This window comes from Kitasatospora sp. NPDC041988 (assembly GCF_055588525.1).
Map to the genome: position 1 here is coordinate 101,966 of NZ_JBVJCO010000026.1, position 11,762 is coordinate 113,727.

The following is an 11,762-nucleotide window of genomic DNA, read 5'->3' on the forward strand; positions in this document are numbered from 1 at the left end:
TCCGTGCATGGACGTCACCCGCGATTCTTCGCAGCGACCCGACAACGCGCCCAAGGCGCTGCCTCCGGCCTTGCCGGAACGTTCCGCCTCCGGCTCCAGCCCGCTGGCCAGGAGGGCGGTCACCAGGACGCCGGCGAGCGCGGCGACCGCGGCGACCGCGGCGCCCAAGACCGCCAAGCCGGTCGACGGCGGCCCGGCCACCATGCCGCTGGCGGTGGTCCCCAGCCCGGCGGCCACACCCGTCGACCTGCGGGACCCGCTGGAGACGGCGGGCCCGGAGACCGTGGAGGTCCCGGAGGCCACCCCGGCCGGCGCGGTCATCGCCACCACCTCCCGCCGCCCCCCGCGTGCCGACCAGGCGCTGCGCGAGCACGGCGCCACGGCGCTGCCCGGCTGGATCGCCCTGCTGGCGGTGCTGGTCGGCCTGGCGGCCGTCCTGCTGGTGCTGCTGCACGACGGCGTCGTCCCGTACTGGGACGCGCTGCCCGACGTGCGCAGCACCGCCGCCCGGGCTGGCGGCCGGGCCGAGGTGGACGCCCGGTCGGTCACCGTCCTCACCGCCGCCGGCCTGCTGGTCGTCCTCTCGCTGGCCGGGCTGCTGGCCAACGCGGGCGGCGAGACCCGGGTGCTCAGCCGTTGGGGCAGCTACCGCGGCACCGTCCGGCGGACCGGCCTGGTCTGGGTCAACCCGCTGCTGCGCCGCCGCCGGGTGGACGTTCGGCTGCGGCACTGGCGCAGCGAGCTGGTCAAGGTGGTCGACCGGACGGGCACGCCGATCGTCGTCCGGCTGCTGATCGTCTGGCGGGTCAAGGACACCGCCCGCGCGTTGCTGGCGATCGAGGACCACGAGAGCTACCTGCGCGAGCAGGTGCAGGCGGTGCTGACCCGCACCGCGTCCACGCTGCCGTGCGACAGCAACGCGGCACCCGGCCCGGCGCTGCGCGACGGCCAGTGGTTCGCCGACGAGCTGACCCGGGCGCTGGCCGCCGAGGTCGCCCCGGCGGGCCTGGAGGTGTACTCGGTGCAGCCGCTGGCGTTGGACTACGCGCCCGAGGTCGCCGAGTCGATGCGCCGCCGCCGGCTGGCCGATCTGGACGCGGGCCTGCGCACGGTGCTGGTGGACGACGCGGTGGAGGCGGCGGCGCTCGCCGTCCGCCGGCTGGAGCGCGCCACCGCGCACGAACTGGACGAGGCCGCCCGCAGCGCCCTGATGGAGCAGCTGCTGGTCGCCTTCGTCGCCCCGGCCGGAGTGGCCGCCTCGGTACCGCCCCCGGCCGCCCGGGCCGGGCGCAAGGAAGGACGACCGGCATGAAGATAGCCACCGGCTCGGAAGCCGACTTCGGGACCGGCTTCGGGACCGACGTCGACGCGGAGTTCGCCGAGTTCGCCGAGTTCGACGCGGAGTTCGCCGGCTTTGACGCCGACGCCGCGCTGATCGGCTTCGAGGAGAGCCTCGGCAGCATCCCCGCGATCACGGGTTGCACCTGCCCGAACTGCACGGCCCGGCCGCGCACCACGCGCCCCTCCGGGGCGTCCGGTGGCGGACGAATACACCGAGCCGTGCGAGGTACCTGCCTGGCCACCACCGTGCTGGCCGGCGCCGGCGTGGTGGGCCTGACGGCCGGAGCCGGGTCCGCGCACGCCGCGGCCGGCAAGCAGGGCTGGGACGGCTCCAAGTACTGGTTCAAGAACGCCAAGGGCGAGTGGCGGTACACCAGCCACTACGACGTCTACGCCGGCCGCACCGGGGAGCCCGTTCAACCCTCTGCCCAGCCCGGCGGATCCGGCGCTTCGGCCGGTACGGCGGGCGCCTCCAACGGCGCGGCCGCGTCCTCCGGGATGCGGCAGGGCTGGGACGGCTCCAAGTACTGGTTCAAGAACAGCGGCGGCGAGTGGCGGTACACCAGCCACTACGACATCTACCTGAGCCGCACCGGCCAGTCCGGCGGTGGCGCTTCGCCCGCCGAGCCGGCCTCGGCACCGGACGGCGCGCCGGACTCCGGCAGCGTCGAGGTGGCGGTCGACTACGCGCTCGCCCAGCTCGGCAAGCCGTACGTTTGGGGCGGCAACGGCCCGTCCGGCTACGACTGCTCGGGGCTGGTCCAGCAGGCGTACCAGCGCAGCGGGATCAGCCTGCCGCGGGTGGCCGACGACCAGTACGCGGCCACCACCCCGATCAGCGCGGGGCAGCTGCGCCGCGGTGACCTGGTGTTCTGGTCGGACACCGGCCGCGCCTCCGGCATCCACCACGTGGGGATCTACCTGGGCGGCGGCAAGTTCGTCGAGGCGCCCCGGCCGGGCAAGACGGTCCGGGTCTCGACCATCAGCAGCGGCTTCTACCCGACCCATTTCGGCCGCCCGTAGCGACACGGCCGCACGGTGGGAACAGCGGCCCCCGACGGATCCGATCCGTCGGGGGCCGCTGCCGCGGTGCGGCAGCCGGCGGTCGGCGCGCGCTCAGGCGGAGGCGGTGTTCAGCAGGGTGAGCTGCTCCGGGGTGAGCCGCAGGGAGGCGGCGGCCAGCAGCGGGGGGAGCTGCTCGACCGTGCGGGCGCTGGCGATCGGGGCGGCGACCGTCGGACGGGCGGCCAGCCAGGCCAGGGCGACGGTGGCGAGCTCGGCGCCGTGCTCGGCGGCGACGGTGTCCAGCGCCTCCAGGACCTTGGGGCCGCGCGGGTCGGCCAGGTAGCGGGAGGCACCCTCGGAGCGGGCGCTCGCGACCTCGCCGCCGGGGCGGTACTTGCCGGTGAGGAAGCCGGAGGCGAGTGCGTAGTAAGGGACGGTGGCGAGGCCGTGGTCGGCGACCACGTCGGCCAGCGCGCCCTCGAAGCTGGCGCGGGAGACCAGGTTGTAGTGCGGCTGGACGGCGACGTACTTGGCCAGGTTCTCGCGCTCGGCGAAGGCCAGTGCCTCGGCGAGCCGCTCGGCGCCGATGTTGGAGGCGGCGATCTCGCGGACCTTGCCCTCCTTCACCAGCTCGTTCAGCGCGGTGGCGAACTCCTCGACCGGGGTGTCGTCGTCCTGGTGGGTGTAGTAGAGGTCGATGCGGTCGGTGCCCAGGCGGCGCAGCGAGCCCTCGACCGAGGACTTGATGTTGGCCGCGCCCAGGCCGCGGGCCTCGGGGTGGAGGCCGACCTTGGTGGCGATCACCAGGTCGTCGCGGTTGCCCCGGCTGCGGATCCAGTTGCCGATGATGGTCTCGGACTCGCCGCCGGCGTTGCCGGGCACCCAGGAGGAGTAGGTGTCGGCGGTGTCGACGAAGTTGCCGCCGGCGGCCGCGTAGGCGTCGAGGACGGCGAAGGACTGCTGTTCGTCGGCCGTCCAGCCGAAGACGTTGCCGCCGAGGGAGAGCGGGTGCACGGCGAGGTCGGAGGTGCCAAGCCGGACCCGGCCGGGGGCGTCACTGTGGTTTCCGGTCATGCGGGGACTCAACCGGATCGGGTGGGCGGGCATTCCGTGATCCCGACGGACTTCACAGGCCCGTCGCACGTGTGTCGCACAGGTGGGGGGAACGGACCGGAGGTGGGTCCGGGGTGTCGGCGGGGTCCGTGGATTCGTTAGAGTCCGTGCCATGGCTGACAACGACTACGACTCCGCCGGCAGCACCCAGATGTTCCGGGCGTTCGTCGACGAGAGCCCGGCACCGCAGGCACCGGGCTCCGTCTCCACCTACGGCAGCAGCAGCGGCGGCAGCCGGACCGGCATGATCGCGGTGATCGCCGTCGTCGCGCTGGCCGTTCTGGGCGCCGTCATCTGGCTGGCGGTCAAGTAACCCTCTCGACGGAGTGCCTGGCGGACTGCCCGCTCTGCTGGTTCAGCAGGGCTTCCGCCAGGCGTCCAGTTCGAGCTTCTTCTGCATCGAGCTGAAGCCGAGGGCTCTGGTCCGCTCGCAGAACTTCTCCGTGCCGAGCTTGTACTCGACATGGAAGACCGCCTTGCCCGCCTGGATGAACGGCGAGAGCCGGGCGCACTCGTCGAACTGGGCGCACTCCTCGTTCACGGCGAAGTCGAAGTCGGGCAGCAGGGCCGGGATCTGCTCCAGGTCGTTCTTCAGGCCGATCGCCATGCCGCGCTCGTGCGCGAGCCCGGCCAGCATGCGGTTGTACTTGAGCTGGTCGTCGGCGGTGAGCGGGAAGCCGCTGTTCTGGTTGTAGGCCTCGATGGTGTCCGGCTCGACGGCGTCGAAGCCCTTGCTTCGGCACATGTCGAAGCGGGTCGCCATCAGCGGCTTCAGCTGGTCGAGCTTGCGGATGTCGAACCACTTCTCGCCCTTCCAGCCGTTGCTGTCGCCCTGGAGGGCCTTGGCGAAGGCCTTGGAGTCGGGGCGGAAGTCCTCCCAGGAGCCGGCGTTGATGTAGCAGATCACCTTGCGGCCCTTGGCGTGCAGGGCGGCGACGGTCGCGGCGTCGGTCTCGAAGCCGTCGATGTCGTAGACCGGGACGTCCACCGACTGGTCGACGCCGCCGCCGAGTTGCCACTGCCAGGCGAGGCCGGGGGCGGGCTGCCAGCGGGTGCCGGTGGGCTGCGGCGGGGTGCCGGGTGTGGACGGCGTGCCAGGGGTGTCCGGGGTCCCCGGTGTGCCGGGGGTCGTCGCGGGTGCGGACGAGGTGCCCGGGACGGGGGCGGCGGTGGCCGCGGGCGGCTGGGCGCCGGTGGCGTCGGCCGAGGGGTCGTCCTCGTCCTCCGAACCCGAGCTGCTGCACGAGGTCGCCAGCAGGGCGGTGGTCAGGGCGAGTGCGGCCAGCAGGGGCCGGGTGCGGCGGGTCACGGTAGTCGGACTCCGGGTCGGATCAGGTCGGCTCGGCGACGGTGCGTGCGGCGGTGGCGTGGGCGGCGACGGGACGGGGACCGTCGGGCGGTCGTTCGGACGGGTGGGGGCGGTCAGACCGCCAGGCCGTGCGGCAGGGTGCTCCAGGGGTTCTCCCCGGCACCCGGGACGGCGCAGCCGACACCGGCCCGTCGGGCGGCGATCAGGGCGACGGCGTCCCGGGCCTGGTCGGCGGGCACGTCGTACACGAGGTGGCAGAACCGGGCGGCGGCGTGGCGCCCGGTCCAGAGCGGCAGGGTCATCTCCCGGTACGCCGTCCAGTCGCCCTCGAAGGTGACCAGCAGGTCGGCGAGGCCGACCTCGGCGTAGCCGGGGTCGGGGTGGTCGCCGTGGCCGAACACCACGGTGGCGCAGCCGGCGGCACGGGCCGCGGTGGCGAGGCGCCGGTAGTGGGCCAGCGCGCCCGGGTGGGTGGCGACCTGGTCGAGGTAGACGCCGGTGATGCCGTGGCGCTGACGGTACGTCAGGATGTCGTTCACCACGGCGGCGTGTGGCCGGCGTCCGTAGTCGGTGTCGGCGTAGCCGAGCAGCGGGAGGCCGGCCTTGCGCAGCTCGTCGGCGGCCTCGGCGAAGACGTTGTCGGGGGCGTCGCCGGGGCCGTCGGCGAGGTTGAGCACGACGGCGGCGATCCGGTCGGGGTCGGCGGCGGCGACCGCCTGCCAGGCCGCCGGGTCCACCGCGGGGTGGACGTACAGCGGCACCAGCAGGCGGCCGTCGGGCAGGATCGCGCCGGTCACGCGGTGACCAGTGGTTCGGTGCTGAGCCAGAGGTCGCGCAGGGTTTCGGCGAGGCGGGTCTCCGGGTGCCAGCCGAGCTCCCGGGCGGCGGCCGAGACGTCGGCCTGCTGCCAGGAGACGGCGGCCGAGCGCTCGGAGCCGGCGCCGCTCTCGTCGATCCGGCCGGTGAAGCCGGCCGCCGTGACCAGGCCGTCGGCGATCGCCCGGACCGGCTGGGCCCGGCCGGAGGCCAGGTTGAGCACCCGGGGCAGCGGGCGCTCGGCGGCGACGGCCAGGCCGACCGCGCGGGCGATGTCCCGGGCGTCGACGAAGTCGCGGTGGGCCGAGAGGTCCCCGACCTTCACGACGCCGTCGGCACCCTCCGGGGAGGCCCGGCGCAGCTCGGCGGCGAGCCGGCCGGGCAGCGACCCGGCCGGGGCGCCCGGGCCGACCGGGTTGAACACCCGCAGCACCACGGCGTCCAGCGGCGAGCCGGCCACCGCGAGGGAGCCGGCCAGCTTGGTGGCGCCGTAGACGCCGACCGGGCGGGCGTCGGCGTCCTCGGCGAGCGAGCTGCCGGGGGCGCAGACGCCGTACTCGCCGGCCGAGCCGATGTGCACCAGCCGGGCCTTCGGGGCGCCCTGTCGGAGCGCCTCGCAGAGCACGGCCGGGCCGCGGGCGTTGACCTCGGCCAGCGTGACCGCGCTGCCGGCCACCGCGCCGGCGAAGTTGACCACCGCGTCGGGGGCGAGCGCGGCCAGCTCCTCGCCGAGCGGGCCGGCCTGGGCGGTGGCCAGGTCGAGACGCAGGTCGTGGTCGGGCCGGCGTCCGGCGGTCAGCACGGTGGCGCCGGGCAGCGACCGCAGGACGGTGGCGGCGTGCCGGCCGAGGAAGCCGTCCGCGCCGAGCAGCAGGATCCTCACGCGGCCCGTCCGTCGTTCTCGGGGCCGGCGGCGGCCACGGCGGGCACGTCGGCGTCGTCCGGTGCGGTGCGGGCGGCCGGGACGGGCAGCTCCTGCCCGCCCGGGACGGCGTACAGGCCCTCGGGCTCGCCCGGCAGCAGCTGGGAGCGGATGAGCGCGAACTCGGCGTTGGCCCGGTCGTAGTCGTCCGGGCGGCCGATGTCCAGCCAGTAGCCGCCGAACTCGTAGGCGGACGGCGGGGTCTGGGTGGCCAACAGGTCCAGCACCAGCTCGTCGAAGCCGAGCGGCAGGCCGGGGGTGTACTTGGCGAGCGCCGAGCGGGAGACGCCGTAGACGCCCATCGAGACCCGGTAGTCGATGCTCGGCTTCTCCTGGAAGCCGGTGATGGAGCCGGACTCGGTGGTCAGCACGCCGAAGTCGATCTTCACCTGGCGGGCGTAGGTGGCGATGGTGAGCGGCGCCTCGGAAGCCTCGTGGTGCTTGAGCACCCCGGCGAAGTCCAGGTCGGTGAGGATGTCGCCGTTCATCACCAGGAAGTTCTCGGGCAGCCGGTCCTGCATGGTGAGCAGGGGGCCCATGGTGCCGAGCGGGCTGTCCTCGACGGCGTAGCCGACCCGCAGGCCCCACTGGGAGCCGTTGCCGACGTAGGCGCGGATGATGTGGCCGAGGTGGCCGATGGCCAGGGTGACGGTCTTGAAGCCCGCGGCGGCGAGCTGGCGCATCACGATCTCGAGGATCGCGTGCTGGTCGCCGATCGGGACGAGCGGCTTGGGAAGCGCGGTGGTGTAGGGACGGAGACGAACGCCCTTACCGCCGGCCAGGATCACTGCATGCATGGTGTTTCCCCCACGGAATTAGTGCGACAGGAACCTTGGAGCCAGGACTGGCAGGTGTACGAGGGTCAGACGTTGTAGATGTCGGTCTTGTAGCGGGCCAGGTTGGCCGGGTCGCGGAAGAACTCGATGGTCTGCTCCAGGCCCTGCTCCAGGGAGAAGGCGGGGGCCCAGCCGGTGGCGGCGCGCAGCCGGGTGGCGTCGGCGACCAGGCGCATCACCTCGGAGTTGGCCGGGCGGATGCGCTGCTCGTCCTCCTTCACCGCGACGTCCACGCCCATCAGCTTGCCGACCAGGGTGACCAGGTCGCCGACCGAGATCTCGCCGCCGGTGCCGGCGTTGAAGGTCTTGCCGACCACGGCCTCGGCCGGGGCGGTGCCGACCGTGCGGAAGGCGTTGGCGGTGTCCTTGACGAAGGTGAAGTCGCGGGTGGGGCGCAGGTCGCCGAGGGTGATCTCGGTCTCGCCGGCCGCCAGCTGGGCGATCACGGTGGGGATGACGGCGCGCATCGACTGGCGCGGGCCGAAGGTGTTGAACGGGCGCAGCGTGACGACCGGGGTCTCGAAGCTGGCGTGGTAGCTGTCGGCCAGCCGGTCCCCGCCGGCCTTGGAGGCGGCGTACGGGGACTGGGTGTTGATCGGGTGGTCCTCGGTGATCGGCACGGTCTGCGCGGTGCCGTAGGTCTCGCTGGTGGAGGTGTGCACCAGGCGCGGGATCTCCAGGTGGCGCACCGCCTCCAGCACGTTCAGGGTGCCGGTGACGTTGGTGTCGACGTAGGAGTGCGGGGCCCGGTAGGAGTAGGGGATCGCGATCAGGGCGGCCAGGTGGTAGACCGCCTCGGTGCCCTTGACCAGGCCGTTGACCGAGCCCGGGTCCCGGACGTCGCCCAGGACGATCTCGACCGACTCCAACACCTCCTTGGGGAGGGTCTCCAGCCAGCCGAAGGACGAGAAGGAGTTGTACTGGACCATCGCGCGGACGTGGTGCCCGTCGGCGACCAGGGTCTCGACGAGGTGGGAGCCGATGAAGCCCTCGGCTCCGGTGACGGCGACGCTGCTCATACGTGAATCGCTTTCTGTTTTTCGGGGACGGCCGGGCGGGGACGTCAGTGGTGGCCCGGCTCTGTGTCAAAGGTGTCCGGCGGTTCAGCGGTGCTTGGTGGTGCGGCCGAGCACAGGCCCGGCAATGGCGGTGAGGACGGCCGCCGCGGCCCCGCAGCCGATCAGCTGCAGGACGGTCGGATCCACACCGGTCAGCAGCCCGGCGCACTCGGCGCCCGCAGCTGCCAGACAGATCAGGGCGGTGCTCCAGTTCAGCCCGAAGGCGTTCAGCAGCAGCGCCAGCCAGAGCGAGCCGCCCAGCAGCAGCAGCGCACCGAGCTCCGGGACGCCGAGCGCCGGGGCGCCGGGCCAGAGCACGGTGGCGGCGGCGTCCAGCGCGGCCACGGTGGTGAGGTAGATGAACAGGCAGCCGAGCAGGATGCCGCCGGTGCGGCGGGTGAACGCGGCAGCCGTGTGGGTGGTCCGCAGTGCGGCCACGGCCATCGCCCGGTAGCGGAAGAGCAGCCACTCGGCGAGTCCGAGACTCAGCGTCAGCGCGATCATGGCCGGCCCCGTCGGGCTGGCGGACGCGCCTTCGGCTGCGCCGGTACGGACCGCCTGGTGAACGGTGGCGCCGAGACCGGCGATCAGGGTGAGCGCGCCGACCGCCAGGCCGAACAGCAGGTGCGGCAGCTCGTGCAGGATCGGCAGCCTCAGCTCGGTGGCGTCCTGCTCGCTGCGCAGGCAGCGGACGATCTCCCGGGCGGCCAGCCCGACCGCCAGCCCGAGCGAGGCCAGCAGGACGACCGTCCGGGCCAGTTGCGGCACGTCCACGGCCAGCACCACGCCGGCGCCGATCGCGGACGGCGCCAGCGCGAGCAGCAGGAACTTCTCCCGCCCGAGCACCAGCAGGACGGTGGCCGCCGCCAGATAGCCGGACTGCCCGGCGGCGAAACAGAGCGAGCCGAGCGGGCCGCCGACCACGTACCCGGTGGTGGCCGCGACCAGCGCCCCCAGCGGTGCGCCGACGGCCAGGCAGCGCCCGGCCGCTCGGCGCCGGCCGCGGCCCAGCCAGGCGTACGAGCGGTGCGCCAGCGCCTGGTTCCACGACCAGCTGACCAGGGTGGACACCGAGAGCGCGAGCATCCCCGAGGGGAGGCCGAAGCGCATCCGGGTGGCCGCGAACAGGTTGGCGCCGAGCAGGTAGCCGAGGCCGGGCAGGGCGAAGACCAGGCCGCGCACCACGCAGCGCCAGGGATCGGCCCGCCAGGGGTTGGCGAACTCGGCGCTCGGGCCGGGGTAGCGGCGCTCGACCCGCTCGAACAGCTCCTCGGCGACGGTGAACGCGTCGGGGCGGCCGTACAGCAGCCCGGCCTGCTCGTCGGAGAGGCCGTCGGACTCCAGGAAGGCCGCGATCTCGTAGGGGTGGACGGCGTCCGCGCAGACGTCGGCGAGCCGCTCGGCGAGTTCGTCCAGCGGGTCGGGGGAGAGGTCGAGCTGCTCCTCCGGCGCGGCCGGCCGCACGGGCACCGCCGGCCGGCGGTTCCTGCGGGGGAGGGTGCGCAGCTGCACGGTCTGCTCGGCCCAGTCGAGGCCGGCCTCGTCCGGGACGAGGCGCAGAGGACCACTCATGCGCCCACCTCGCTGCACTCGGCGGCCGCTTCGCGGGACACGCACCTCTTCTTGGGTCGCTCTCCCCCAGCCTTCGGCCGGGGGTACCCCCATCGCTCGCTCACGCGCCCACCTCGCTGCGTTCGGCGGCGGCCACGGGCTCCCACGCGTCGGGGGCCGCGTCCGTCACCGCGACGACGCGGTTCGGCAGCCAGCGGGAGGTGCCCAGCAGCTCGGTGTAGATGCTGCGGAAGCCGTCGATGTTCTGGCGGAGCGTGAACTGCTCGATCACCCGCAGCCGGGCCTGCTCGCCCAGCCGGGCGCGGCGCTCCGGGTCGCGCAGCAGCTCGATGGCGGCGGCGGCCATGGGTTCGGGTTCGCGCGGCGGGACGACCAGGCCGGTGTCGCCGACGGCCTCGCGTACGCCGCCGACGTCGGTCGAGACGGTGGAGCGGCCGCAGGACATCGCCTCGATCAGGGTGAACGGGAAGCCCTCGCTGATGCTGGAGAGCATCACCACGTTGCCCGCCGCGTACGCGTCGGTGATGTCGGCGACGCGGCCTTCGAAGGCCACCGAGTCGGCTATGCCGAGCTCGGCGGCCAGGGCTATGCAGCCGTCGCGGTAGGCCTCGCCGCCCTTGGGCGTGCCGCCGAACAGCCGCAGCCGGGCGTCGGGTATCTCGCGGCGGACGATGGCGAAGGCCCGGATCAGGGTCTCGAGGTCCTTGATCGGGTCGACCCGGCCGGCCCAGCTGAGCGTGGGTGTCTCCGGCTCGGGCCCGGCGGGCGGGAAGGCCGCCGGGTCCACGCCGTTGTAGACGGTGCGGATGTGTGCGGACGGCGTGCCGCCGCGCTCCTCCCAGCGCCGGTTGTACCGGTTGCCGGGGGTGACCAGCGCGGCCCGCCGGTAGCTCTCCTCGGCGAGCATCCGGTAGAAGCCCAGCAGCAGTGCCTTGACCGGCCAGCGGTACGGTCCGGTGCGGTAGCCGAGGTAGCGCTCGCGCAGGTAGATGCCGTGTTCGGTGAGGAGGAACGGTACGCCGTACTGCTGGGAGGCGATCAGCCCCGGCAGGGTGGCCAGGCCGCCGCTGGCGGCGTGCGCGACGCCTTCCATGGGCGGTTCGACCGAGAGCGGGCGCAGCGCGTGCTCCAGCAGGTCGGTGGCGTTGAGCGCGTCGTGCAGGGTGGGCCGGGAGACGGCGGTGGAGAGGTAGTCGCGGGTCCAGACGTGCTGGAGGGTGCGCAGGGCGCGTTCGCTGCGCAGCGCCGGGCTGAGCAGCCCGCGCCGGGCGAGGTCGGCGAAGCCGTACAGCTCGGTGCCGAAGTGGGTGGTGTAGACCGGGTCCAGGATGGAGTGCAGGAAGCGCTCGTACGCGTTGAGGAAGCGGCGCATCTCCTTGCCGCGCGGCGCTCTGCCGTCGGTGGCCGGGCCCCAGAGCGGTGCGGTCGTGACGGAGCGCACGTTGGCGGGCAGCTCCCAGGCCAGTGGTTCGTGGCCGGTGCTGGTGACGGCGATGACGTCGAAGTCGACGTCCGGCATGCCTTGGACGAGCTGGTCGCACCAGACGCTCACGCCGCCGTGCTGGTGCGGATACGTCCCCTCGGTGAGCAGGGTGACGCGCATGGTCTTCCCCCCTCCTGTCCTTGCGTCAAGCGCCCGGCCTGGACGGCCGGTCGGGTGCCGGGGGGGGGGGGGGGGGGGGGGGGGGGGGGCGGCCCCCCCCCCCCCCCCCCCCTTCGCCGTCTCCGGCCGCCGTCAGCCCTGCTGGGTGGTGCGCAGCGCGGTCTCGCGAATGAACAGCACCGTGATG

The 11,762-nt window shown here is 73.8% G+C and carries 10 protein-coding genes and 1 pseudogene; 3 read left to right on the forward strand and 8 right to left on the reverse strand.

All coding sequences use genetic code 11. The features are described from left to right. The first annotated feature begins 7 nt into the window (after positions 1 to 7). Both ACZ6NC_RS24985 and ACZ6NC_RS24990 read left to right on the forward strand, forming a co-directional pair. Positions 8 to 1,312 carry an SPFH domain-containing protein gene (locus tag ACZ6NC_RS24985; protein ID WP_465735984.1) on the forward strand — a complete coding sequence of 435 codons (1,305 nt, stop codon included), beginning with the start codon at positions 8 to 10 and terminating at the stop codon, positions 1,310 to 1,312. Continuing rightward, positions 1,309 to 2,364, forward strand: coding sequence for a C40 family peptidase (locus ACZ6NC_RS24990; protein WP_465735985.1), 1,056 nt, complete (start codon positions 1,309 to 1,311; stop codon positions 2,362 to 2,364). The genes ACZ6NC_RS24985 and ACZ6NC_RS24990 overlap by 4 nt, the downstream gene beginning before the upstream one ends. Before the next feature lie 93 nt (positions 2,365 to 2,457). Here ACZ6NC_RS24990 and ACZ6NC_RS24995 read toward each other — a convergent pair whose 3' ends face one another. Continuing rightward, the gene (locus ACZ6NC_RS24995; RefSeq protein ID WP_465735986.1) at positions 2,458 to 3,420 is read right to left on the reverse strand and encodes an aldo/keto reductase; all 963 of its coding nucleotides are present in this window, start codon (positions 3,418 to 3,420) and stop codon (positions 2,458 to 2,460) included. A 151-nt stretch (positions 3,421 to 3,571) separates the two neighbouring features. On the opposite strand from ACZ6NC_RS24995, the gene ACZ6NC_RS25000 reads away from it, so the two are divergent. Then, positions 3,572 to 3,772: a hypothetical protein gene (locus tag ACZ6NC_RS25000; RefSeq protein WP_465735987.1), complete on the forward strand. Its 201-nt coding sequence runs from the start codon at positions 3,572 to 3,574 to the stop codon at positions 3,770 to 3,772. 42 nt (positions 3,773 to 3,814) lie between these two features. On the opposite strand, the gene ACZ6NC_RS25005 is transcribed toward ACZ6NC_RS25000, so the two are convergent. The 7 genes and pseudogenes from ACZ6NC_RS25005 to pelF form a co-directional block, all read right to left on the reverse strand. Beyond that, the gene (locus ACZ6NC_RS25005; protein WP_465735988.1) at positions 3,815 to 4,768 is read right to left on the reverse strand and encodes an endo alpha-1,4 polygalactosaminidase; all 954 of its coding nucleotides are present in this window, start codon (positions 4,766 to 4,768) and stop codon (positions 3,815 to 3,817) included. Positions 4,769 to 4,881: 113 nt separating this feature from the next. Continuing rightward, positions 4,882 to 5,565, reverse strand: a complete 684-nt coding sequence (locus ACZ6NC_RS25010) for a spherulation-specific family 4 protein (protein ID WP_465735989.1) — start codon at positions 5,563 to 5,565, stop codon at positions 4,882 to 4,884. After that, a complete protein-coding gene (locus tag ACZ6NC_RS25015; protein ID WP_465735990.1) occupies positions 5,562 to 6,467 on the reverse strand; it encodes an NAD-dependent epimerase/dehydratase family protein in 906 nt (301 codons plus the stop codon). The genes ACZ6NC_RS25010 and ACZ6NC_RS25015 overlap by 4 nt, the downstream gene beginning before the upstream one ends. Before the next feature lie 128 nt (positions 6,468 to 6,595). Beyond that, a pseudogene (locus ACZ6NC_RS25020) lies at positions 6,596 to 7,303 on the reverse strand (nucleotidyltransferase family protein); the annotation flags it as partial. Between the two features lie 65 nt (positions 7,304 to 7,368). After that, positions 7,369 to 8,361, reverse strand: coding sequence for an SDR family NAD(P)-dependent oxidoreductase (locus tag ACZ6NC_RS25025; protein ID WP_465735991.1), 993 nt, complete (start codon positions 8,359 to 8,361; stop codon positions 7,369 to 7,371). Between the two features lie 84 nt (positions 8,362 to 8,445). Beyond that, entirely contained in the window at positions 8,446 to 9,972 is a 1,527-nt protein-coding gene (locus ACZ6NC_RS25030; RefSeq protein ID WP_465735992.1) for a hypothetical protein, read from the reverse strand. Between the two features lie 100 nt (positions 9,973 to 10,072). After that, on the reverse strand, positions 10,073 to 11,575 hold the full coding sequence (gene pelF, locus ACZ6NC_RS25035) for a GT4 family glycosyltransferase PelF (protein WP_465735993.1): 1,503 nt from the start codon (positions 11,573 to 11,575) through the stop codon (positions 10,073 to 10,075). Positions 11,576 to 11,762: the final 187 nt, after the last annotated feature.

What these genes read in the sequence shown, in the direction of transcription:
- ACZ6NC_RS24985 (WP_465735984.1), top strand. Translation starts at nt 8, where the DNA reads ATGGACGTCACCCGCGATTCTTCGCAGCGACCCGACAACGCGCCCAAG.
- ACZ6NC_RS24990 (WP_465735985.1), top strand. Translation starts at nt 1,309, where the DNA reads ATGAAGATAGCCACCGGCTCGGAAGCCGACTTCGGGACCGGCTTCGGG.
- ACZ6NC_RS24995 (WP_465735986.1), bottom strand. Translation starts at nt 3,420, where the DNA reads ATGACCGGAAACCACAGTGACGCCCCCGGCCGGGTCCGGCTTGGCACC.
- ACZ6NC_RS25000 (WP_465735987.1), top strand. Translation starts at nt 3,572, where the DNA reads ATGGCTGACAACGACTACGACTCCGCCGGCAGCACCCAGATGTTCCGG.
- ACZ6NC_RS25025 (WP_465735991.1), bottom strand. Translation starts at nt 8,361, where the DNA reads ATGAGCAGCGTCGCCGTCACCGGAGCCGAGGGCTTCATCGGCTCCCAC.
- ACZ6NC_RS25030 (WP_465735992.1), bottom strand. Translation starts at nt 9,972, where the DNA reads ATGAGTGGTCCTCTGCGCCTCGTCCCGGACGAGGCCGGCCTCGACTGG.
- pelF (WP_465735993.1), bottom strand. Translation starts at nt 11,575, where the DNA reads ATGCGCGTCACCCTGCTCACCGAGGGGACGTATCCGCACCAGCACGGC.